The sequence below is a fragment of the Blastopirellula marina genome (genome assembly GCF_002967715.1).
Classification (GTDB): domain Bacteria; phylum Planctomycetota; class Planctomycetia; order Pirellulales; family Pirellulaceae; genus Bremerella; species Bremerella marina_B.
Genome location: NZ_PUIA01000014.1, coordinates 102,020 through 125,373 on the forward strand (window position 1 = coordinate 102,020; position 23,354 = coordinate 125,373).

Annotated in this window: 16 protein-coding genes; 6 read left to right on the forward strand and 10 right to left on the reverse strand. The window is 56.4% G+C overall.

Annotated features, from left to right (window positions below):
* Positions 1-19 precede the first annotated feature (19 nt).
* The 7 genes from C5Y96_RS01780 to C5Y96_RS01810 all read right to left on the reverse strand — a co-directional run bounded on the left by C5Y96_RS01780 (position 20) and on the right by C5Y96_RS01810 (position 8,355).
* Positions 20-1,315: a hemolysin family protein gene (locus tag C5Y96_RS01780; RefSeq protein WP_105349837.1), complete on the reverse strand. Its 1,296-nt coding sequence runs from the start codon at positions 1,313-1,315 to the stop codon at positions 20-22.
* Between the two features lie 3 nt (positions 1,316-1,318).
* On the reverse strand, positions 1,319-1,801 hold the full coding sequence (ybeY, locus tag C5Y96_RS01785; RefSeq protein WP_105349838.1) for an rRNA maturation RNase YbeY: 483 nt from the start codon (positions 1,799-1,801) through the stop codon (positions 1,319-1,321).
* A 10-nt stretch (positions 1,802-1,811) separates the two neighbouring features.
* The gene (locus C5Y96_RS01790; protein ID WP_105349839.1) at positions 1,812-4,097 is read right to left on the reverse strand and encodes an HD family phosphohydrolase; all 2,286 of its coding nucleotides are present in this window, start codon (positions 4,095-4,097) and stop codon (positions 1,812-1,814) included.
* 3 nt (positions 4,098-4,100) lie between these two features.
* Positions 4,101-5,063 (reverse strand): PhoH family protein, encoded by a 963-nt coding sequence (locus tag C5Y96_RS01795; protein ID WP_105349840.1) that lies wholly within the window; start codon positions 5,061-5,063, stop codon positions 4,101-4,103.
* 183 nt (positions 5,064-5,246) lie between these two features.
* A complete protein-coding gene (locus C5Y96_RS01800) occupies positions 5,247-6,164 on the reverse strand; it encodes a phosphatidate cytidylyltransferase (protein ID WP_105349841.1) in 918 nt (305 codons plus the stop codon).
* Positions 6,146-6,940: an isoprenyl transferase gene (locus C5Y96_RS01805; protein WP_105349863.1), complete on the reverse strand. Its 795-nt coding sequence runs from the start codon at positions 6,938-6,940 to the stop codon at positions 6,146-6,148. Before C5Y96_RS01805 ends, C5Y96_RS01800 begins: the two co-directional genes overlap by 19 nt.
* Before the next feature lie 104 nt (positions 6,941-7,044).
* Positions 7,045-8,355, reverse strand: a complete 1,311-nt coding sequence (locus C5Y96_RS01810) for an adenylosuccinate synthase (RefSeq protein ID WP_199188608.1) — start codon at positions 8,353-8,355, stop codon at positions 7,045-7,047.
* A 226-nt stretch (positions 8,356-8,581) separates the two neighbouring features.
* Between C5Y96_RS01810 and C5Y96_RS01815 the strand changes: the two genes are divergently transcribed.
* The 3 genes from C5Y96_RS01815 (at position 8,582) to C5Y96_RS01825 (ending at position 15,004) form a co-directional block, all read left to right on the forward strand.
* Positions 8,582-10,186, forward strand: coding sequence for a C25 family cysteine peptidase (locus C5Y96_RS01815; protein WP_105349842.1), 1,605 nt, complete (start codon positions 8,582-8,584; stop codon positions 10,184-10,186).
* A gap of 219 nt (positions 10,187-10,405) precedes the next feature.
* Entirely contained in the window at positions 10,406-13,501 is a 3,096-nt protein-coding gene (locus C5Y96_RS01820; protein WP_199188609.1) for a PSD1 and planctomycete cytochrome C domain-containing protein, read from the forward strand.
* A 39-nt stretch (positions 13,502-13,540) separates the two neighbouring features.
* Positions 13,541-15,004, forward strand: a complete 1,464-nt coding sequence (locus C5Y96_RS01825) for a DUF1501 domain-containing protein (RefSeq protein ID WP_105349843.1) — start codon at positions 13,541-13,543, stop codon at positions 15,002-15,004.
* 172 nt (positions 15,005-15,176) lie between these two features.
* Here C5Y96_RS01825 and C5Y96_RS01830 read toward each other — a convergent pair whose 3' ends face one another.
* Both C5Y96_RS01830 and C5Y96_RS01835 read right to left on the reverse strand, forming a co-directional pair.
* On the reverse strand, positions 15,177-16,460 hold the full coding sequence (locus C5Y96_RS01830) for a hypothetical protein (protein WP_146115483.1): 1,284 nt from the start codon (positions 16,458-16,460) through the stop codon (positions 15,177-15,179).
* Between the two features lie 434 nt (positions 16,461-16,894).
* A complete protein-coding gene (locus C5Y96_RS01835; protein ID WP_105349845.1) occupies positions 16,895-17,365 on the reverse strand; it encodes a macro domain-containing protein in 471 nt (156 codons plus the stop codon).
* 156 nt (positions 17,366-17,521) lie between these two features.
* On the opposite strand from C5Y96_RS01835, the gene C5Y96_RS01840 reads away from it, so the two are divergent.
* From C5Y96_RS01840 to C5Y96_RS01850, 3 genes are all read left to right on the forward strand, one after another.
* Positions 17,522-18,016: a peptidylprolyl isomerase gene (locus C5Y96_RS01840; protein ID WP_105349846.1), complete on the forward strand. Its 495-nt coding sequence runs from the start codon at positions 17,522-17,524 to the stop codon at positions 18,014-18,016.
* A 119-nt stretch (positions 18,017-18,135) separates the two neighbouring features.
* A complete protein-coding gene (locus tag C5Y96_RS01845; RefSeq protein ID WP_105349847.1) occupies positions 18,136-19,977 on the forward strand; it encodes a UbiD family decarboxylase in 1,842 nt (613 codons plus the stop codon).
* A 90-nt stretch (positions 19,978-20,067) separates the two neighbouring features.
* Positions 20,068-22,149, forward strand: a complete 2,082-nt coding sequence (locus C5Y96_RS01850; RefSeq protein ID WP_105349848.1) for a carboxypeptidase regulatory-like domain-containing protein — start codon at positions 20,068-20,070, stop codon at positions 22,147-22,149.
* A 28-nt stretch (positions 22,150-22,177) separates the two neighbouring features.
* On the opposite strand, the gene C5Y96_RS01855 is transcribed toward C5Y96_RS01850, so the two are convergent.
* A complete protein-coding gene (locus C5Y96_RS01855) occupies positions 22,178-23,329 on the reverse strand; it encodes an FG-GAP repeat domain-containing protein (protein WP_105349849.1) in 1,152 nt (383 codons plus the stop codon).
* Positions 23,330-23,354: the final 25 nt, after the last annotated feature.

Below are 23,354 nucleotides of genomic sequence, written 5' to 3' on the forward strand. Positions count from 1 at the left end.
GGGCGAAAAAACGAGCTAGCTATGCTGACTGAACCTTGTTTGGCTTCGAGCGGATCAGCCGCAACTGGTGAATTCGGCGGCGATCGGAGGCAACAACCTGGATCGAAACGTCCCCCACCTGAAGCTGTTCGCCTGGTTTGGGGATTCGTTTCATTTCGTGGATGACCAAACCGCCGATCGTATCGTAGTCGTCTTCTTCAGGAAGTTCCATGCCCAGGATCTCGTTGATGTCTTCCACGTGGGCCTTACCGGTCACGTCCGCTTCTTCATCCGAGATCTGGATGATGCCGTTGTCGGTTTCATCGATATCGTGCTCGTCGACGATTTCCCCGACGATCTCCTCCAGCACGTCCTCGATCGTCACCAGGCCGGTCACCGCATGGTATTCGTCGACAACCAGGGCCAGGTGCGTTCGCTTTCGCAGGAAGTACTTCAGCAGTTCGCTGACGGTCATACTCTGCGGTACGTGAATGATCGGTCGAGCCAGATCGAGCAGCGATTTACGCGTCGATTCGGGACGAGCCAGTTCCGGTAGAAGGTCTTTCACGTAAAGCAGGCCGGCGAAGTTGTCGCGACTACCATCCCATATCGGGATGCGGGTGCGGCCTGTTTTCGAGATGAACTCGACGATTTCCCACCAGGGGGTTGTCGCCGCCAGCGAATCGATCTCGCTGCGCGGCGTCATGATGCTGACCGTTTCCGTATCGTCGAGGTCCATCACCCCTTCGATCATTTCGCGGGCATCTTCTTCGATGTGACCTTCGCGGATCGCCTCGGTCACGATCGTGCGGATCTCTTCTTCAAACTCTTCTTCCTCATCCTGTGGTTCGTCGACGATACCAGCGGCACGCTTCATCATGCCCCCCAGGAAATCGACGCCGTACGTTACCGGGTACAGAATGATGCTCACGGTCGACCAGAGGGGCCACGTGTAATAGATGAACGGAGGTCCGAAGTGTTCGGCGACGGCCCAGGGAATCCAAACCATTGTAACCATCAAAACCAACGTCACCCCGGCCACGTCACCAATAAAGGTGAACGCATCCAGCAGCGATCCTTCGCGGAAACCAAGCAGCCAGGCCTGACTGGAAATCAGAAAGATCGCCAGGCTTAGCACCTGAAGTGCTTGGGCAGCCAGGGCGGCGATTTCATGATGTTCGTGAATGGTACTGAATAGGCGCGGACGATCATTCTTTTCACAGTACTCTTCCAAGTCGTGCCAGAACATGTCCGGCAGAATGGTCGCGGCGATGGAAGACAGGATCAAAACCAGCCAGCTTGAAGTCGCGAGCCAGACGAAAAGCGTTGGTCCCATCGCCTAGGTTGCTCCTTGACTAGGGGAACTGGACGCAGACGCCTGGTCTGCGTACGCAATACCCAGTTTGCTGAGATAGTGCTTTTCCAGACGCCGCATTTTCTGACGGTCGGCATCTTCATGATCGTCGTAGCCGGCCAGGTGCAGGCAGCCATGCACAACGTAAAGGGTCATTTCCTCTTCGATCTTCCAGCCGTGCTGCCGCGCCTCGTCGGCGGCGTACTCGGCACTGATCATGATCTCGCCGGACAGGAAGTCATCTTCCTCGTCCATCGGGAAGGTGATGACATCGGTCGGATAGTCGTGCTGCAGGAAGCGAACGTTGCAGTCGTGGATTTCGGCGTTGTCGACGATAGCGATCCCGACTTCGCCGCGCGGGTAGCCTTCGCCCGCGAAGACTGCCTGGACAGCTTTCTCGAAGAGTTCCTGCGGTACAGGAAATTCTGTTTGGCGATTGGAAAGATTTATTTCGTAGTCCGAGGACATCGGTCTCGCTTTATGCAGGCTGCGAACTGGGGTACTTCACACGGCCATGGTAGACTGCGGTGAGGCTCTTGGTCACGCTCGATTGAATCTGACGCAGTTCGCGGAGCGTCAGGCCACATTCGTCGAACTGCCCGTCGAGTAGTCGCTTCATCGAAAGCTCTTCCACCAGGGCTTCAATGCGGGAAGCAGTTGGCTCGACGAGCGTACGGCACGCACTTTCGACCGCGTCGCAAATCATCAGCACGGCTGCCTCTTTGGTTTGCGGTTTCGGCCCGGGATAGCGGTAGATCGTTTCATCCACTTCGCGTTCGTCCGGGTTGGCTTCCACTTTGGCGCTGGCAACACGGTAGAAGTATTCGACCAGGGTCGTGCCGTGGTGCTGTTCGATAAAATCGATAATAGCCCGCGGCAACCGGTTTTGACGCGCAAGGTCGGCACCGTCTTTCACGTGGGCGATGATCACCAGGGTACTGATCGCCGGGTTCAGTCCTTCGTGACGGTTGTCCGAGGCGCTCTGGTTTTCGATGAAGTACTCTGGCTTCATCATCTTGCCGATGTCATGGAAGTAGGCACCGACACGCACCAGAAGGCCATTGGCTCCGATCGAATCGGCCGCCGACTCGGCTATCGAAGCGACCGTGATCGAGTGGTTATACGTGCCTGGGGCTCGCTGGGCGAGCTTCTGCAGCAGCGGATGCGCCGCATCACCCAGTTCCAGAAGGCTGATATCGGTGAGGATGCCGTATGCCTTTTCGACAAACGGTAGCAGGCCGGTCATCAGGAAGCCGGCACCCACGGCGTAAACGCCCTGCCAGGCAGCCGCTTGAAGCAGGGCGATCGTAGCGGGCTGCCCTGAAACAATACTCACGCCATACTTGGTGGTAAACGCCACCACGCCAGCCCACAGACCTACGAAGATCAGCTTGTTGCGGCTGCGAATCCGGTTCATCGATAACGTTGCGGCACTACAAGTGGCGGCAATCGTCACGAAGGCCACCAGACTTGTGCCACTGGTCAGCACAATCGCCAGGCTGACACACGCGGTTACCAGAAGGGCAAACTCTTGGCGATAGACAATCGAAACAGTCATGGCCAGAATCATCGCCGGAATGATCTCTGCCTGCCAGCGATCGTCAAACCAATAGCCCAATGCTATCGTCGCACAGGTTGGAATCAGGAAAAGCAAATATTCGTTCAGATCTTTCAAAATGCTGGGGCATTTGAAAACAAGATAGATCGCACACAAGGTACCCAGGGCGTAGTACATCCCCAGGATGGCCAGCGAATAAATCGTCTTGGAAAAGAAACTGCGCTGATCAATGTAGGCGCGGTGCTCGGCGTGTAGCAGTTCGATTCCCGTGGCATCCAGCGGCTTGCCAGGCAAAACGACGGCGTCTTTGGTCGAGTAGATATGCATCACCGGCTCGACCGCTGCGACGGCATCTTCTCGTTCTTTTGCCGTCGCTGCCTTATCGATGAAGAGGGTTCCCGGCAGGTTCTTGTCGATCCAAAAGTCGACCGCTTCGACTAGGAAGCTGATGTCTTCTCCTTTGGCCAAGTTTTCCAAATGAGTTTTCAATTGGTTGCGAATGCTTTCAAAGACTTGCGCCTTGAGCACATCGTTCTGCGAGATAATCTGCTTGGTCGCATTGGGGCCTGGTGTCACGACGATGATACTGGCCGCTTGCCCCTGCTTCTCGTCGAGTTGCTCGGGAGCCATGATACCGCGTGAAGCGAATGGCTTGAGGGCGTTCGCAATGCTCTGCTCGAACGCCGTAAGCATGTTCTCGCGTGCGAACAAGGCCTTCAGCTTTTGAAACTGTTCTTCTCGCTCCATTGGGCTGACCGGAGTGACATCGTCGTCAGCGATCGGAAAGAACTCGTTCCAGAGACGCTCGACTTCCACATCGAACTGCTTGGCCGTGGTGAGCTGAACAATGATCGATTGCAAACGGGCACGCAGTTGATCAATTCGTGCCGGCTCGTTCAGGTAAACCGACTTGGCCTCGTTCTCCGCGTCGCGTTCGGCCTTGGCAGTCGCCAAGGGGTCGAGGACCGAAAACTGTACCCGCGGGTGGATCTCCGACGGCGGAACGTACCCCGGGCGGTACTGCATCGGCGGATTCCACGCGCCGGTTACCAACCACAAGGCAATCGCCGCGAACAACGCGCAGGCTAAGTACAGCAGCTTGTCGGGATGCGACAGCTCAGAGATGAATCGCCGGAACGTTCCGGGAGGAAGCTCTAGCGACGCGACATGTTTCGCACGTTTTCTGGTCTTACCTGGCTGCGCCATGTTTTAGTTGCCTTCGCTGACAGGCTCGTCTTGCGAGTCCGTTTCGTAGGCATCCACAATCTTTTGAACCAGCGGATGACGCTGGATATCTGCTGTTGTTAACTCGACGCGAGCAATACCATCGATATTGCGGAGGCGATAAAGGGCATCGGTCAAACCGCTTCGCACGCGAGGCGGCAAGTCATTCTGAGTTGTATCGCCACTGATAACCATTCGCGAGTCCTTTCCCATGCGGGTCAGGAACATCTTCATTTGCGAAGTGGTCGTGTTCTGGGCTTCGTCCAAAATAATGAAGGCATTTTTGAGCGTACGTCCACGCATGAACGCCAGCGGAACGACTTCAATCACGTCGGTGGCCATGTACTGCGTGATGAGGTTGGGCTCCATCATCTCGGTGAGCGAATCTAGCATCGGACGCAGGTAAGGATTGATCTTCTCATACAAAGTACCCGGAAGGAACCCAAGCTGCTCGCCGGCTTCCACTGCCGGTCGTACCAGTACGATCTTACCGATCCGGTTTTCCAGCAAAGCTTCTACCGCCATGGCGACAGCCAGGTACGTTTTACCGGTACCGGCAGGTCCCAGGGCGAAGACCATATTATGGCTGCGAATCGCTTCGACGTAAGCGACTTGCCCAGGCGTACGAGGCTTGACTCCGCCCCCTTTCTGGAAAGTCGAAATCGGTATCGTCTTGCGGGGGATCGACTCGCCGTTGGCGTCGGAAAGGGCTTCGTCCAGGTCTTCCGAGAATAGGGCACCGTTGCGTTCCAGGCGATGACGCAGATCTTCGACGACCTTCATCGCTTTGACGACGTTCCGCTCTTCTCCGGAAATGCTGACCCGCTCGTCACGATGCGTGATCGTTACGTTCAACGAATCACGAATTCGCCTGAGGTGTTGATCGCGGCTGCCGAATAGTTGGAGGACCGATGCGTGGTCCAAAAATTTGATCGTCGCTTCGTACATCGATTGGGCAATACCTATTGCCTTATCCTGGAAAGGAAGAATTCCTATGTCAAAATATAGACAATGTTTCGGGCATGGGAATCGTTATTATGCCCTGGCAGATTGTAACTCGTTAGTCAGTTTGAAGTTAGATATTTGTTGAGAATCGTGTGTCGTTGATCAAGTTTGCGTATTTTGCTTAACTTAACGGCCGGGGCCGACAATCCCAACTTCCCAGCACAACAGTGCCATGGGCGCTCCCAGCAGCATCGAATCGAGCACGTCGAGCACGCCACCCAAACCGATGAGCCATTTGCTGGAGTCTTTGGTTTCCATATCGCGTTTGAACATCGACTCGGCCAGGTCGCCTAGCATACCTGCCGGTGAAACCAGCAGGGCGAAGATCAACCAACCGTACGGAATCGATGTTACCTCGCCGCCGAGCATCCATGGTCCGACCCACTCGAACATCACGTAGCTTCCCAGGCACGAGGTCGCCAGGCCACCCAAGGTTCCTTCCAGCGTCTTGCCGGGAGATAGCCTGGGGACAAGTTTCGTGCGACCGAAGTTCGAACCAATAAAGTAGGCCCCGATGTCCGAAATCTTCACAACGACAATCATCGCGACCAACGCCAGCATACCGTAGGCGTTGCCGTCCTCGGTTCCTTGTTGCACCAGACGCAGGCGAACGACAAAGCTGAGTAGGCCGCCGACGTAAAAGATGGAAAAGATGGTTAGTCCCAAGTGGATCATCGATTGGCCAGGCTTTTCGTAGCGGCGCATTTCTCCCAGGATCGAAAGGACCACGCCGAAGGCCAGCGCATAGAGCGTACACTCGGCCTGGTTGGCTAGCGAAGGGAGATCGGTCGATGGCCACCAGATCGGCAGGCTCGCCGAGGCGATCACGATGAACGTTCCCAGGTGGCAAGACCAGCCAATGGGACGCAGCTGCTTGGCCCGCAACAGGTCAAGCACTTCTTCCGCGGCCATCACCCCCAAAAGCAATACCAATGGCAACAGCCAAATGCCAGGGCGGCCAAAGTTGTAGTTGTAGTCGAGCCAGCAAAGTCCGCAGAGGGGCACAATAATGGCAATCGCTCCAATCAATCGCCACTTGAGCACGCGTCAACTCCTGAAGGCCCTTGGTTGGTAAGTCCGCCAAAACGGCGATCGCGTGAAGCGAAGTTTTCGATGGCGTCTCGCAACGTCTCTTCGCGAAACTCTGGCCAGCAAAGATCGGTCACCCACAGCTCGGAATAGCTGACTTGCCAGAGCAGGAAATTGCTGATCCGCATCTCGCCAGCGGTCCGAATCATGAGGTCTGGATCAGGCATCCCGCGGGTATACAGATGCTCGGCGATCGTTTCTTCGGTGATGTCTTCCGTTTTCAGGCGGCCTTCTTTGACCCCTTCGGCAATGCACTGCACGGCGTCGACCATTTCGGCCCGGCCGCCGTAGTTGATTGCCAGGCACAGCGTGGTGCCCGTGTTGGCGGCACTTAGCTCGATGGTTTTGTCCATCTCGCGTTGGACCTGATCTGGGATACCGTCGCGGCGACCGATGATCTTCACGCGGACGTTCTGTTTCATGATCGTCGCGCGTTCTTCAATCATGTACTGCTCGAGCAAGTGCATGAGAAAATCGAGTTCGTGCTGAGGGCGCTTCCAGTTCTCGCTGGAAAGACAGTAGAGCGTCAGCTGGTCGATCTTCAGCCGGGCACATTCTTCGACCGTGGCGCGAACCGAATGCACACCCCGCCGGTGCCCCTCGATCCGGGGCAATCCTTGCCGCTGAGCCCACCGGCCATTGCCATCCATAATCACGGCGATGTGTTTGGGGAACCGCTCGCGAGGGATGTCTTCGATCGGATGTCGCGCTGTCGTAGCCGTTTTTGACACGTCGCTAAATTGAGCCAAGGGAGTCGAAATATGGGGACGCTTAACGATTCCCTATTATGACGCGTCCCTCGGATGCATTTCAACGCGGGATTGGCGGATAATACTTACGTGGTCGCCAGCTTTAGCACGTCAGAGGTAAAGATCGTTTGCTTTCGATCGGGGCCGACCGAAACGACGCCGACCGGAAAACCGACCAGTTCTTCGATACGGCGGACATACGCCAGGGCGTTTTCAGGAAGATCATCCATCGAACGTGCGCCGGTGATTTCTTCCTGCCAGCCAGGAAGCGTTTCGTAGACCGGCTTTACTTTGCGAATGTCGTCAACATGCGAAGGGAAGCGGGTAATCTGCTCGCCATCGAGTTCATAGGCCACACAGATCTTCAGCTCGTCGAAGGTCGACAGAACGTCCAGCATCATGAGGGACAGGACATCGATACCGCTGACACGGGCCGTGTAACGAACGGCTACCGCATCGAACCAGCCGGTGCGGCGTGGACGACCGGTCGTCGTGCCGAATTCGTTGCCGCGGATGCGGATCTTTTCGCCTGTTTCGTCGTTCAACTCGGTTGGGAACGGGCCGCCACCCACACGTGTGCTGTAGGCCTTGGCGACACCAATCACTTGATCGATGTGCTTGGCAGGGACGCCGGCACCAGCCGAAGCACCAACGCCAGAGCTGTTGCTGCTGGTTACGAATGGATAGGTGCCGTGGTCGACGTCGAGCAGTGCACCTTGGGCACCCTCGAACAGAATGGTCTTGTGGTCGTCGACGGCATTGAGCAGCAGGTCGGTCGAATCACATACAAACGGACGCAGACGCTCGGCATAGGCGGCGAATTCGTCGTAGATCTTCGCGGCGTCGAGCGGCTCGAACGAGCCATCTTCGTACATGCTGGCAATCGTGCGATTCTTCTTGTCGCAGATCATGAAGACCTTGTCTTTGAAGTTGGGACGCATCATGTCGCCCAGGCGGATTGCATAGCTGCGGCCGACCTTGTCGCGGTAGCAAGGGCCAATACCGCGGAGCGTGGTGCCAATGTTTTCGCCGTCGGCAGTCCCTTGGTTCATCGCGCGGTCTTCGGCGATGTGCCAGGGGAAGATGATATGCGAGCGGTCACTCAGACGCAGATTGTCGATCGGGACACCCCGATCGGTCAGGCCGTCCATTTCGCCTAGCAGGATGGGTGGGTTGATTACCACACCAGCCGTAATAACGTTCAGGACTTCGCTGCGGAGAATACCACTGGGAATATGGTGCAGCTTGTATACGTTTTCGCCGTCGACCACGGTATGGCCGGCGTTAGCACCGCCCAAAAATCGGGCGACGATGTCGTGGTGCTGGGTCAAAAGATCGACGAGTTTACCTTTGGCCTCGTCACCCCACTGCAAACCAATAACACACGAACCTGCCACGAACTTTCTCCAGTGATAGCAATCAATTCCAGACGAACCCAACTAGTGTAGCGCGAAGCAGGGGATCCGGTCAACGAGGCGGAACTGCGGTGTAGCGCCATTCTGGGGGAATTCGGCTTCATTCTCGCGGGGCAAATCGATACACTCCCCAATGTCGGGCATTTTCTGACCACTTGGCCAAAAGTGCTCATTTTCAGCAGAATTCTCCTTTCCCGATCGTTTCGCAATGACTTCGATCCTAGTCCTGGCACTTTTGATGGCCGCGCCGGAAGCCTCGGCACCTGAGGCCTTCGATACCCTGGTCGTATGCCCCGAGGCCTACGTCCCGGCCATGCGTCCCTGGTTCGAGTACCGCATGCAGCAGGGATACCACATCGGGGTGGTGACCGATGTGGATTCGAAGGAGAAGATCCGCAGCACCATTCGTGACGCCGCCAATAGTGGCCCCCTGAAGCAGGTTCTGCTGGTGGGCGACGCCGTCGCCGATAAGTCAGGCGAGGTCGGTATCCCGGTGCATTACCAGAAAGCGGTCGTCAACGTCCATTTTGGCTCCGAGCCTGAGATTCCCACCGATAACTACTACGCCGATCTCGATGACGACCAGGTACCTGACATCGCCGTCGGGCGGTTTTCCGTCAGTAACGAAGAAGACCTGAAAACGATCGTTGCCAAAACGATCGACTATGAATCGAAGCTTCCGCCTGGCGACTGGCAACGACGTTTGCACTTCGTGGCGGGCGTCGGTGGCTTTGGTTCGGCCGTCGATACCATGATGGAGACGGTCACCAAAAAGTTTCTTACCGACGAGATCCCACCCCATTTCGAGGCCGTCGTCGCCCAGGGAAGCTGGCGGAGTATCTACTGCCCAGATCCCCGCGAATTCCGCGACGAAGTCGTGCGACAGCTCAATGAAGGGGGGCTTTTCTGGGTCTATATGGGGCACGGACACGTCGAAACGCTCGACTATATCCGCGTTCCCAACGATGCCTACCCCATTTTGACTAACAAGGATGTCGCCGCGCTGCATAACGAATCAGCGAGCCCGATCGCGATCTTTTTGTCGTGCTATACTGGGGCATTCGACGCCCCGCGCGACTGCCTGGCCGAAAAGCTACTGCGGGAAAAAGGGGGCCCTGTCGCCGTGTTTGCCGGATCGCGTGTGACGATGCCATACGCGATGAGCGTCATGGGAACCGAGATGCTGCAGCAGTACTTTGAAGAACAGCAGCCGACGCTTGGGCAACTACTGCTTCATGCGAAGCGCGAAGCAATGCAGCAGGAAGGCAAGTCCGGCAATCGGAAGATGCTCGACACGATGGCCGCCCTGGTCAGTCCCAAGCCGAAGCTGCTGCGGGAAGAACGTTTGGAGCACATGGCTTTGTTCAACTTGTTGGGCGATCCACTGCTGAAGCTGCCACATGCTTCGCCGGTCGAGGTTTCCGCCCCGGAAGTTGCCCATCCGGGCTCTTCGATCGAGATTGTCGGCAAGACGTCGCTACCTGGTAAGGTGCGGGTCGAACTTGTTTGCCGCCGAGATGGGTGTGTGGCTCAGCTTTCCAAGCGGGCAACCTACGAGCCGCTTCACGAACAGCTTTCCCAATACACCAAAACCTACCAGTCAGCCAACGACCGGCTGTGGCAAATGGTGGAAGCCCAACAGTCCGACGGCAAATTCCTGACGAAGCTCGAAATTCCCGAAAGTTGCCACGGGCCTTGCCACGTGCGGGTATGGGTAGAAGGATCGTCGCAAGTTGGTCTGGGATCTCAAGATATAGCGATTCAGCCGATCCAGGTTGCCGAGGGGAATTCAGAAGGGCAAATCGGGGAATAGTTACTCTTTTTGCCCGGTAATGTTCAGGATTTTTGCCTTGTAATCGGCATTCAGATCTTTCTACCGATGGAACTCTTGATCGGTGGTGTAGAATGAAGGTAAAGTGAATTGCAAATCGGGCAAGACCTGCCGGATTTGCAAATGGGCGAGTTACTATCACGCGATATAGCTTGTCGTCCCGCCTGAACTTTCACCCCTTCCCCAGAACCGGACGTTCTTATGATCTCGCTGCAACTCTCGAGCATCTCGCGGAAGATGCTTCTCGGTGCCGCGTTGGCCCTCTTGGCACTGGCTCCCCGAGCAGCCTGGGCAGAAGAGTCGGCGGAAATCGATTTCAATCGAGATATTCGCCCTCTACTTTCCGATCGCTGCTATGCCTGCCACGGACCAGACGAAAAACATCGCGAAGGGGGCATCCGATTCGACGTGGCGGAAAGCGTGCTGGCGGAAGCTGACTCCGGCATGACCGCCATCGTGCCTGGCAAGCCGGACGAAAGCGAAATGATTGCGCGAATTCTCACCGCGGACGAGTCGCTGAAGATGCCTCCTCCGGACTCGAACAAAAGCCTTACTCCGGAAGAAATCGGCAAGCTCAAACAGTGGGTCGCCGAAGGTGCCAAGTTCCAAGGTCACTGGTCCTTTGAAGTTCCGAAGAAAACCGATCCACCGCAGGTCGATATCGCTGATTGGAATCAGCGCGAGATCGATCAGTTCCTGGCGGCACGACTGAAGAAAGAAGGTCTCTCCCCAAGCGAGCCTGCCGACAAGCTGAGCCTGATTCGCCGGGTAACGTTCACCCTGACCGGTCTTCCACCAACTCCGGAAGAGGTCGACGCATTCGTTAAAGATGACTCGCCTGACGCCTACGAGAAGGTCGTCGATCGCCTGTTGGCCTCGCCGCAATACGGCGAGAACATGGCGCGGTACTGGCTGGATGCGGCTCGCTACGCCGACACGCACGGCCTGCATTTGGATAACTACCGCGAGATGTGGATGTATCGCGACTGGGTGATTCAGGCCCTCAACGAGAACAAGCCATACGATGTTTTTCTCACCGAACAGTTGGCCGGCGACCTGCTGCCCAACCCATCGTGGGAGCAGAAAGTCGCATCAGGCTTCAATCGCTGCAACGTGACGACCAGCGAAGGGGGCTCGATCACGGCGGAAGTGAAGATGCGTAACGTGAATGATCGCGTGGTGACCACCGGGACCGTCTTCATGGGACTGACCATGGACTGCACGCGTTGCCACGATCACAAGTACGATCCGCTCAAGCAAAAAGACTTCTACTCGATGTATGGTTTCTTCAACAGCATCGACGGAAGCCCGATGGACGGGAACGTCAAAGACCATGCCCCGGCGATTTACTCGAAAGAAGCCACCGAGCAGCTCGCCCAGCTCGATCAGCAGATCGGTCAGAAGCGGGAAGAAATCAAATCAACGCTCGCCAAGATCGAGTACCAAGACCCAGGCCCCGGCGTCGATACGCCGGAGATCAAACCCGAAGAAGTCGTCTGGATTGAAGATGGCATCCCGGGCAAAGCCACTGTCAGTGGTGACTACAACTGGGTGACAAAGCCAGAGCCTGTCTTCAGTGGCGAAAAGTCGGCCAAACGTACCGTCACCGGCAACGATCAGGTCTACTTCAACGGCTCGGATCAGACGTTTACGGTGTACAAGGGAGACGTCCTGTTTGGCTACGTCTATCTCGACCCGAAGAATCCACCGAAGGAAGTCATGTTCCAGTGGAATAACGGGGGCTGGGACCAACGCGCATTCTGGGGCGAAGACCTCATTCCCTACGGCAACACCGGCAAAACCAAGCATCGCATCGGTGATCTGCCAGAAGCTGGCAAGTGGGTTCGCCTGGAAGTGCCGATCGAAAAGGTTGGCTTGAAAGAAGGGGATAAAGTCAACGGCTGGGCATTCACTCAGTGGGACGGCACCGTTTATTGGGACAAGGCCGGCTACGTGACCAAACACGGCAAGCAGCCACAGTTCAAGTCGCTGCAGTCGTGGACCGAGTTCGCCGCCAAGTCGCCAGCTTCCCTTAACCCTGAGAACAAGCAGGTCACCGAGATCCTGAAGAAAGAAGCCGACAAGCGAAGCGAAGACGAAGCGAAAGCTCTCCGCGGCTACTTTCTGGAATTTGTCTGCCAGGACACGCAAGAGACCTTCAATAAACTACGTGGCGAGTTGAAGGCGATGACCGACAAGCAGACCGATCTGAAGAAGACTTCGCCGACGACGCTGGTCTACAAAGAAGCTGCCAAGCCAGTTCCCTCGCATATCTTGATTCGGGGCGAATACGATCAGATCGGTGAAGAAGTCCCGCGCGATGTGCCGGCCTTCTTGCCACCCATGACCGAAGAAATGCCCAAAGACCGACTCGGTCTGGCCATGTGGCTCTTGGATCCAAATCATCCGTTGACGGCCCGCGTGACGGTAAACCGTTACTGGCAGCATGTTTTTGGCGTGGGCCTGGTGAAAACTTCTGAGGACTTCGGTTCTCAGGGAAGCGTTCCTAGCCATCCGCAACTGCTGGACAACCTGGCCATCGAGTTCCGCGAGAATGGCTGGGATATCAAGCAGTTGATGAAGCGGTTGGTGATGACATCGGCCTATCGCCAGTCGTCGAAGCTAACGCCAGAACTGCTGAAGAAGGATCCCGAAAACCGACTGCTGGCTCGTGGTCCTCGGTATCGTTTGGACGCCGAAGTACTCCGCGATCAGGCCCTCGCATTCAGCGGTTTGCTGGTCGATAAAATAGGCGGTCCATCGGTTAAGCCTCCGCAGCCAGACGGGCTGTGGAAAGCGGTCGGCTATTCCGGCAGCAACACGGTGCAGTTCAAAGCGGACGAAGGGCACGAGAAAGTGCATCGTCGTACGCTCTACACGTTCATCAAGCGAACGGCCTTGGCACCGCAGATGAGCACCTTCGATGCTCCTAATCGCGAGTCGTGCACCGTCCGTCGCGAACGCACCAACACGCCGCTTCAGGCCTTGTTGCTGATGAACGATCCGCAGTACGTCGAAGCAGCCGTTGCCATGGCCAAACGCGTGATGGACGAAGGGGGCTCGGACCCCGTTTCCAAGGTGAACTACCTGGTAACACTGTGCGTGTTGAACCAGGAAAACGAAGTTCAAAAGAAAGAGCTTGAAGCGTTGTATTTCGATAGTCTTACCTACTTCCAGAAAAACCCGGAAGCCACCAGCAAGTTGGTTGGCAAGGACGAGACCCCAGCAGAATTAGCGGCCTGGGCGATTGTGTGCAATACGATACTCAACCTCGACGAAGTCGTTATCCAACGCTAATTCCCTCCTACCCCGCGAAACGTATCAAGGACCTATTCGATGGATCCTCAGAGCGAATATATCCAAGCGATCACCCGCCGCCACTTCTTTCAGAAGGGGGCCCTTGGGCTAGGTGCCGCGGCGCTGGCCTCGATGACCGATCTGCCGGCCCAGGCAGCGAAGCTTCCCAGTTCTGGCATTGGCGGTCTGCCCAATCTGCCCCACTTCGCCCCCAAAGCGAAGCGGGCCATCTACTTGTTCATGGCCGGTGCTCCGTGCCAGATGGACTTGTTCGACTACAAGCCGCAAATGAACGAGTGGTACGACAAAGATCTTCCTGAATCAATCCGGCAGGGGCAACGTCTCACGACGATGACCTCTGGTCAGAAGCGTTTTCCGATCGCTCCTTCCAAGTTCAAGTTTTCCCCCTACGGTGAAAACGGCACGATGATTAGCGAGCTGTTGCCGTACCATGGAAAGATGGTCGACGACATCGCGATCGTAAAGTCGCTCCATACCGAGGCTATCAACCACGACCCGGCCATCACGTACATCTGCACCGGCAACCAACTGCCTGGCCGACCCAGTTTGGGCTCGTGGCTCAGCTATGGTCTTGGTTCGATGAACGAGAACCTTCCGACCTTCGTCGTGATGACACCCAACTGGAGCGGTCGCAAGGAAGCCCAGGCACTTTATAACCGCCTGTGGGGAGCCGGCTTCCTGCCGTCGAAGCATTCGGCGGTCACGCTGCGCAAGTCAGGCGACCCGATCTTGTTCCTGTCGAATCCCGAAGGAATCGATAGCTCACTCCGCCGGCGAATGCTCGATAGCGTTTCCAAGATCAACCAAGAAACCTATCGGCTTTCAGGCGATCCTGAAACACAATCGCGAATCTCGCAGTACGAGATGGCGTTCCGCATGCAGTCCTCGGTGCCGGACCTGGTCGATTTGAAGCAAGAAACGCAAGCGACGCTCGATATGTACGGCCCGGAAGTCACCAAGCCCGGGACGTTTGCGGCCAGCTGTTTGCTGGCCCGGCGTATGGTTGAACGGGACGTACGCTTTGTACAGATCTTCCATCGCGGTTGGGATCAGCACGGGAACGTGGCTCGCGATCTTCCGGCTCAGGCCAAAGATGTCGATCAAGCCGCGTGGGCATTGATTCAAGATCTGAAGATGCGCGGCATGCTGGACGATACGCTGGTCGTCTGGGGTGGCGAGTTCGGCCGCACGATCTACAGCCAAGGTGGATTGTCGAAAGAAAACTACGGCCGCGACCATCATCCGCGTTGTTTCACCGTCTGGATGGCTGGCGGTGGCGTGAAGCCTGGCGTGGTGCATGGCGAAACGGACGACTTCAGCTACAACATCGTCAAAGATCCGGTCCACATTGCTGACTTGAACGCGACGATCCTGCACTGTCTGGGGATCGATCATCGCCGACTGTCGATCCCGTTCCAGGGGCTCGATGTCCGACTAACCGGGGTCGAAGAGCGACACCCGGTCAAAGAGTTGCTGATCTAGCCTGGATCAGAGTTTTGTTCTGATCTAAGCCGCCGACGATTATCCTTTTGGTCATTCGCTCGCCTAAGAAGAGGAGAGCCACGGTTTGCCACGGGAGGCAAGCGAATGTCCAATTGTTTGCCACGGTTCGCCGGCGGCTGGGGCAGGCATGGGGGCGATACCACCCGCCGTGCTATTTAGCCCGGCTGATGTACATCGGAATCTTCAACTCTGGTTGCGAAGATTCAATCATCTCTTTGGCACGATCTCTCGCGTCGACCAGCTTGCTTCCTTCCGAAGGAGCAGTGATCTGGCGAAACTGCGTAGCCAGTTGTTCGACCGCTGGCTGCATCAGAACGATCTCGGCCAGCTGCGATCGCAGGTCGCTCGAGCTACCCAGGACAGCAACCATCGTCTTGTTCAGGCCTGTCACCAGGTCGACATTCTCTACCAGGGCTGGCACACAATCGTCCAGGCGGACCACCTGATCTTCGATCTGGTCGATCTTGTGCAGGTTCTCTTGTGCCTTGGAGATCTTTTCTTCCTGCGAGTTCAGGAAGTTCACCAGCCAGGCCAGTTCGTCCATGTTCTTGGTCGCCGAAGTGGTTTCCTTTCGCACGTCTTTGATGCGAGTGTTCAGACGAATTGCTTCGTACGACAGTTCGGTAGCGGCATCCAGCGTATCGGCCAGCTTCTGCACCTGCAGATCCATCGACTTCTGGTTGTCCAGAATTGATTGCACCTGTGCCAGAACGAGGTTGGACTGCTCGGTGTCGATCGCCAACTGCTGTACGCGGTTTTGGTTATGGGCCAGCGAATCGATGGCACGATCGGTAGCGTCCGACTGGGCGGCCAGGTCGCAGATGGCGTTCTGCAGCTTCCAGTGATTGTCCACCGTGGCGGTTAGTTCCGGCATCAGGCACTGTTGGTTAATCAGTTGCTGCTGAACCAGTTCCATCGACGAAAGCGCGTCCTTCGCTTTGTAGATGTCAACTCCGCTACGTCCAAGTCGAGCGGCCAGCGATTCGAGTTCGTCGACACGCTTCTGAGCAGCGGTCAGCTTCAGCGTGGCCTTGTCCAGGTCGGACTGCATGTTGCTGAGCTTGGCGGCCGTTGCATCGACCGTATTCAGCTTGGCCGACAGGCGAGCGATTTCGTCGTGCAGGCGATCCGACCGCTGGATGGTCTGACCTGCTTTGTAGAGCTTGCTGCTCTGATCTTCCAGGCGTGCCAGAAGCGAGTTGGTTCGCTGAGTGGCATCGTTGAACCCGGTCAGTTGATTGAGCGGGTGGTGGGTTGCTTTGACTTCTTTTTCAACTTGAGCGAGTTGCTTTACCAAGTCTTGCTGCAGCCAGAACTGGTTGGCTGCGATACCTACCGCGATTCCTAAAACGAGACAGAAACCGCCGACGATACCTGGGTTCCGCATAGCCCAGCCATAATCGGTATCATCCACATAATGATCATTAATCGGCATATGAATCTCCTCCGTGTTTAATTGGCAACGTCCGTGCTCCTCGTGAGCACTAATGTTATCGAAACACGCACCGTCTTCGGAAAAGTCATCCATCCACGATTCCCAAAGGTTTACTAGCACGCCGCACCCATCACCCAAATAACCCACACAGCCTGAACGTTATGTTAAGGGTGAATCAATCTCTTTACGTAGTCCTTAAACTCGCTGAATATGGGTGGGTGGAAGGGTTGCAACCCGCCTAAAAAGAACATGCGCCAAGCTTTGTCTGGTCACGAAGTGACCAATTCTGCGCATCGTTATAAGCTGCGTTTGTGTTGCAAGGTTGTGATAAGTTATTGAAAAATAGGTGTGCAAGTTGTAGTAACGCCTTGTGTCGCAAGACGTTTATTGCTCGACAAGAATCAAGCATTCGTGCCCTGTTTTTCCGCGAGTGCCTATTTGGCGGCCTCATACTCGACAAGCGTAACCTCCAAACAACTGGCTAAGCTTGTCAGTTCGTCTTCCATGATCGATCGCGCTTTGTCCTGGCGAAAACCGCCAGAGCCGCTGCCAAGAATCGGGAACGCGATCGTGCGGAATTGTTTTTCTTCTGCCAGACGCATCGCGTTTTGCACGCTGTGGCGAATGGAATACTCCGAGGCACGCCAAAGCATGTTGATACCGGCGACATGGATGATCCCGCGATAGGGCAGCTTGCCGGCGGTCGTAAAGACCGCTTGGCCTAAAGCAATGGGGCCAAGCTTTGCCAGTTCATGGAAAGGAGCGTCCCCCGCTTTTCGCTTGATAGCCCCCGATACTCCTTGCGGCAGTAACAGCCACCAGGGAATGATGTTACGGTTCCAGGCATTCACAATCACCTCGACATCTTGCTGCAGAAGGTCGCCTTGTACGATCTGGGTTGGCATTATCGTTCGCCTTGGTGGAATTGGGCCTAATTCTTTTCTACATAACCAGTTAGTTTCCCCCAAGCCGAGATTGAGCCCGATCCCTTCCCACAGTATGCTGAACCTATCGCCCCGTACGATATTTTATGCCCATTGGGCACTGCCTGGGATGAATCGATGAAAGTTGCCAAGAATACGGTCGTTTCCATTACCTACACCCTGAAAGATTCCGAAGGGAATCTGATCGATTCGGCCGATGCGTCGGATCCGCTTGCTTATTTGCATGGCGTTGGGAATTTGATTCCTGGAATGGAAAAGGCGCTCGACGACCGTGACAACGGCGAGACCTTCCAGGTCGTCATTCCGCCGGAAGAAGGCTACGGCATGTTCGACGAAGAGCTGATCTGGGAACTGGAAAAAGACCAGTTTGCCGAGCTGGGCGAGGTCGAAGAAGGTCTGCAGTTCGTTCTTGAGACCGAAGACGATCAGGTCCTGGTCACTGTCGTCGACATCAAAGACGACGTGGTCATCGTCGATGGCAATCACGAACTGGCCGATGAAACGCTCTATTTCGACATCACCGTCGTCGACGTGCGCGAAGCGACGCCTGAAGAGCTTGAGCACGGCCACGCGCACGGTCCTGGTAGCGCACACGATCACGACCACGGTTAGTCGCCCGCCGGTGGTGCCGTGTTGTCAGGCCGCTCCCTTAGCGGTAACCTCCTGGGATTGCTTGTCATGGGGCGCAATCTCCAGTAGGCCGGATCAACTCAAGCACACCAGCACAAATCATGGGCTATCGAACTCTCCGAGCCTGCGTCGATGATCTCCGTCGCGCAGGCCATCTGTTAGTGGTCGAAGACGTTGTCGACGCACGCCTGGAAATCGCCGAGATCCAGCGCCGCGTCTATGCCAACAACGGCCCTGCCATTCTGTTTGCGAGCGTCAAGGATTGCCGCTTTCCGATGGTGGGCAATCTGTTTGGTTCGATCGAGCGTGCCCGCTTCATCTTTCGCGACACGCTGGAAACCGTGAAGCGACTGATCGAACTGAAGATCGATCCGAACCAACTGCTGAAATCACCGCTGCGGTACGCGTACGCGCCACTGGGTGCTCTTTCGATGCTCCCCAAAAAGGTCCGCAGCGGGCCCATCTTCCAAAACGAAATCAAGCTGACCGATCTGCCCAAGCTAGTCTCGTGGCCCGACGACGGCGGACCGTACGTGACCCTTCCTCAGGTCTACACCGAGGACCCACGCCACGGCGGGCTGAATCACTCGAACCTGGGCATGTACCGTATGCAGATCGCTGGCAACGAGTATGACCCTGCCAGCGAAGTTGGCTTGCACTATCAGATTCATCGTGGCATCGGCGTGCATCACGCCGCCGCAATTGCCAAGGGAGAGCCGCTACGGGTGAACATCTTCGTCGGCGGAAATCCGGCTATGACGCTGGCCGCCGTGATGCCGCTGCCTGAGGGGCTTTCCGAACTCGGTTTCGCCGGGGCCCTGGCCGGGCACCGCATTCCCATGGCCACCGCGCGCACCAAGCTACCCATCTACGCTGAGGCTGACTTCTGCATCAGCGGCACCATTCATGCTGGCGAAGAAAAGCCCGAAGGCCCCTTCGGCGACCACCTCGGCTATTACAGCTTGAAGCACTTGTTCCCGACCATGCGGGTCGACAAGGTCTATCACCGCGACGGAGCCATCTGGCCCTTCACGGTCGTCGGCAGACCACCCCAGGAAGACACAACCTTCGGCGAGCTGATCCACGAAATCACCGGACCGGTCATTCCCACCGTGCTGCCTGGCGTGAAGGAAGTTCACGCGGTCGATGCCTCCGGCGTCCACCCGCTACTGCTGGCAATCGGCAGCGAACGCTACGTTCCATACGAAGAACGATGCCGTCCGAAAGAACTGATGACCCAGGCCTCGGCCATCCTCGGACAGGGGCAGATGTCGCTGGCGAAGTACTTGTTCATCGCCGCCGAACAAGATGACCCCAGTTTGAACCTGCACGAGATCTGTCCGTTCCTTATGCACATGCTGCGGCGTGTCGACTGGCGACGCGACATCCACTTCCTCACTGAGACCACGATCGACACGCTCGACTACTCCAGCGGCCAGTTCAACCATGGCTCGAAGGCTATTGTCGCCGCCGTCGGGCCACCGATTCGCGAGCTATTGAATGAACTGCCCAGCGACCTGACCCTTCCCGATGGCTTCCACAAACCGAAGATCGCCATGCCCGGCGTGCTGGTCGTGAGCGGCCCGAAGTACGAAGCGCCCCTACAGGAAACCGAACCATCCATCGAGCGGTTCACCTCGTTCTACTCGGCCAGCGACAGCATCAACCGGTTCCCGCTGGTGATCGTCGCCGACGAAAGCGAGTTCACCGCCCAGACGCTCAATAACCTCTTGTGGGTCACCTTTACCCGCAGCAACCCCGCCGCCGACGTCCACGGCATCGCCAGCAGCACGGTACAAAAGCACTGGGGCTGCGAAGGAGCCTTGGTGATCGATGCTCGTTTGAAGCCATGGAACGCCCCACCGCTCGTTGAAGCTCCCACGGTGACGGCTAAGGTCGACGCTATGGCCGCCCAAGGTGGCCCGCTGGCGAAGTATCTGTAGCGGCACGAAATGCAGGAATCGTGCTGGTTCCGCATGATCGGTGTGTTACGATGGGCGGCTCCCCCCACCGGAATAGCACGGAGTCATGCAATGTCACGGATTGGTTCACTACTTCTCTTCGGTCTGCTTCTTACCGCGACGACAGTGACTGCCCAAGATCGATTTGAAGCGATGCAGTATGGCTTCGTGGTCGATGAAAGGGATCGCCCCGTACCCGATATCGAAGTCCGCGGGCTATGGAAACCAGAATACCGTTCACCGTTCGGATCTTCGCTGGGTATAACACGAACGGATCAGGAAGGGAAATTCGTTGTGCCGCTGCCGGCGGGCAATGTCTCAGGAATTGAATTCCTGGCCAGCGATGGTAATGGTTTGGCCGGCTACGTCAAACGTGGCACAACTCGCATCGGCGAACCCGTCTGGGAGCCTGCGAAAGTGGTACTGAAGCCTTGTCGCCGATACGACGTCCAGGTGAAAGACGCTGAAGGCAACCCAAGCGAAGGTATCCATGTCAGTGTCATGCCAGAGTTTCTAGGAGAGTTCGTTCAGCAGACCGACGCTCAAGGCAAGGCCACCATACGGGCACCGACAGAGCACAAGGCCGATGCAATCCTGGCTTGGGATAAAGAACGCGGAATGGACTACGCTGCGTTCGATCGCTTCGGAAAGGTAGAGCCTGGCCGCATCTCGCCCATGCATAGTGAGACGGTCCAGATGAAGCTTGTCCCTTGGAAGACCTATCCAATCCAAGTCGTCGATCTCGACGAGCAACCGATCGTTCAGGCGGCGTTAACGCCTGAGTGGGTTCACTTGCCTCGGCGTCTTACTCCGATCCCTTCGGGCACTTTGATGACGGCGTACACGGACGACAAAGGCTGGGCGAAGGTCCGTATTCCTGAAGACTCCTTGATTCCATCGATTGGCGTTCAGAAGCCAGGCTACTACACACACAAAGTGTTATCGAACATTGTGCAGTCGAAGGCACCAATCAAGATGGTCCCTCTCGTACCGGTTAAGGGAACCATTCTCAATCCCGATGGAAGTCCGGCCGAAGGGGTGCCGGTCAATTGCTCGGGTTCGAACGAACCTACGTCAGGCTTTAGTAGCTATGACAGAACCGATAACGAAGGAAAGTTCTATTTGGAAGTTCCCGGCAATAGTTACGCCATCGTTTTCGCCAAAACAGAAGCTCTGGCCGCGCCGGTCAAGCCACTGGTCATTCACCACGATCAGCCGTTAGAGCCTATTACCTTGACGCTAAAGCCAATGGCGCGAGTCTTTGGCAAATTAGCCGACCGCAACGGGCAGCCTTTGAAAATGGAAAAGCTCAGTTTCCATCGAATTGATGGCAAGGGGGGAAAATACTTTGAAACGCTTCCCGTCGACCAGCGTTTGAAGAATGGCCCGCGACATTCATTCACCTCTGAGCGTTATAACACCAAGTCCGACGAACAGGGTAATTACGAAGTCTTATTGGGTCAGGGGCAGTACGAGATCCGACTGAGGAATAGAACCCAACACCAGGAACTCATGGTCGACTCGGAAGAACCAAAGAAGTTAGACCTGCGTAACGAAGCGTTTCCGGAGCGAGTCCTCTCGGGGCACGTGGTCACGGTGGAAGGCAGTGGATGTAGCGCTGCCAGGGCTCGCGTTCAGGGGCTCGCTCAAAGCCATCGATCGAGCAAGGAGTTCTACTACGCGACGTTTCAGATGTCATGCGATGAGAAAGGCAATTTCGAGACGAAACCGCTTGGATATCCCTATGTCGTCACGGTGAAAAGTCGAGACGGCAAATGCCAAGGCCTGGCGTTCGTACCGCCCGATACCGATGAGTTCGATATCTTGTTAGCTGCGCCGATAAAAGCGACCGGCACGCTAGTCGAGCAAAATGGTACGCCCGTCGCTAATCGGCCAATTACTGCCATTGTCGAGTTCGAGTTCAATGGCGAGGTACATTCAGCGACGGCCAAATGGGGCACGACAACCGATGCCCAGGGACGCTTCGAACTTACGGGATTGGTCGCCGGGCAGAAGTGTTCAGTGCGTGTGCTGCGAGAAGCCCAGCCGGGCGAGATTGGCCAGCGGCTGGAATTTGCGTTTCACTTTACCACGCAAGAGAACAACGCAAGCCAATACTTAGGCGAAGTCAAAGTTGCTTCGCCTAAGAAGTGACGTTGGCAGGGTTCGTGGTGGGTAGAGGTTAATCCTTCAACGGATTAAACAAGATCTGCGTGCCATCTTTGCCCGGCACGACGATATCAATGTCGCCGTCGCCGTCGATGTCAGCCGTGCGGATCTGTAGGCCGATGCCGACTTCGCCGCGGTTGATGGTGTGGCGGGTGAAGTTGCCGGCGGCGTCCCATGTGTAGTAGTTCAGCACCGGTGGTTCTTTGCCGCCTGGGTCGTTGCCGTTGTGGGCACGCACGCGTTTGCCGGTGACCAGGTCGTCTTTGCCGTCACCATCCAGGTCGGCCAGATGCAGCGCGTGGGCCTGGCTGAACGTGTCGTCGATCATCTTCTGCTCGAAGAGCAGTTTGCCGTCCTTATCGGTGCCGTTGGCAATCCATGCCCACAGACCGAAGCCGTGCGCCTTGCTGGCGATGATGTCGTTCTTGCCGTCGCCGTTCACATCGGTCACCAGCATCGGGCAGGGGAGGTGATCGCTCCAATCTTCGTGGAACGTCCACGCGCTGGACCACGGACCACCTTCAGGGCCTTCGTACCAGCCTTGGCCGACGAGAATGTCGATGCGGCCATCGTTGTTGATGTCGCCGACGCCGATGCCGTGCCCGTTACGATCGCCAATCTTGAACGAGGTTAGCTGCGGTTCCCCCTTGTCGTTCTTGGTGAAGCGGCAAGCAAGCAAAGGGTTCTTGGGGTTCCACTGATTGGTGACCCACTCATCGACCCCGTCCCCATCCAGGTCGACCATCACGGTCGCTTCGTTGGTGGTCAGCTTGGTGTCGATCAGGTTGTGTTCTTTCCACAGGAAGCCTTGCTGTATGGCAGGCGAGCCTGGGTTTTCGTACCAATTGACGCGACCTTGAAAGAAGTCGCCAGCGACGACGTCCATCTTGCCGTCGCCGTTCACGTCCATCGCGAAATCGCCGTTGGAGTGAACGTAGCCGTTGGCGTCTTCAAAGAAGCGAACCGGTCGCGGCAACCAGTCGCCGTTGCGATACCAGTTGCGGCCAGCGATGACGTCGAGCTTGCCGTCTCCGTCGAAGTCGGCAATGTCGCACCCTTCGTTGGCATCGACCCCCAGGACCTTCACGGTGAAGTTTTCCGGGGCCGAGGCAACCGCCGCATAAGGCAGGGCAAGCAGGAGGGATAAGCTAAACAAGCTACGCATGGTTGGATTTCCTGAGGAGGGGGAA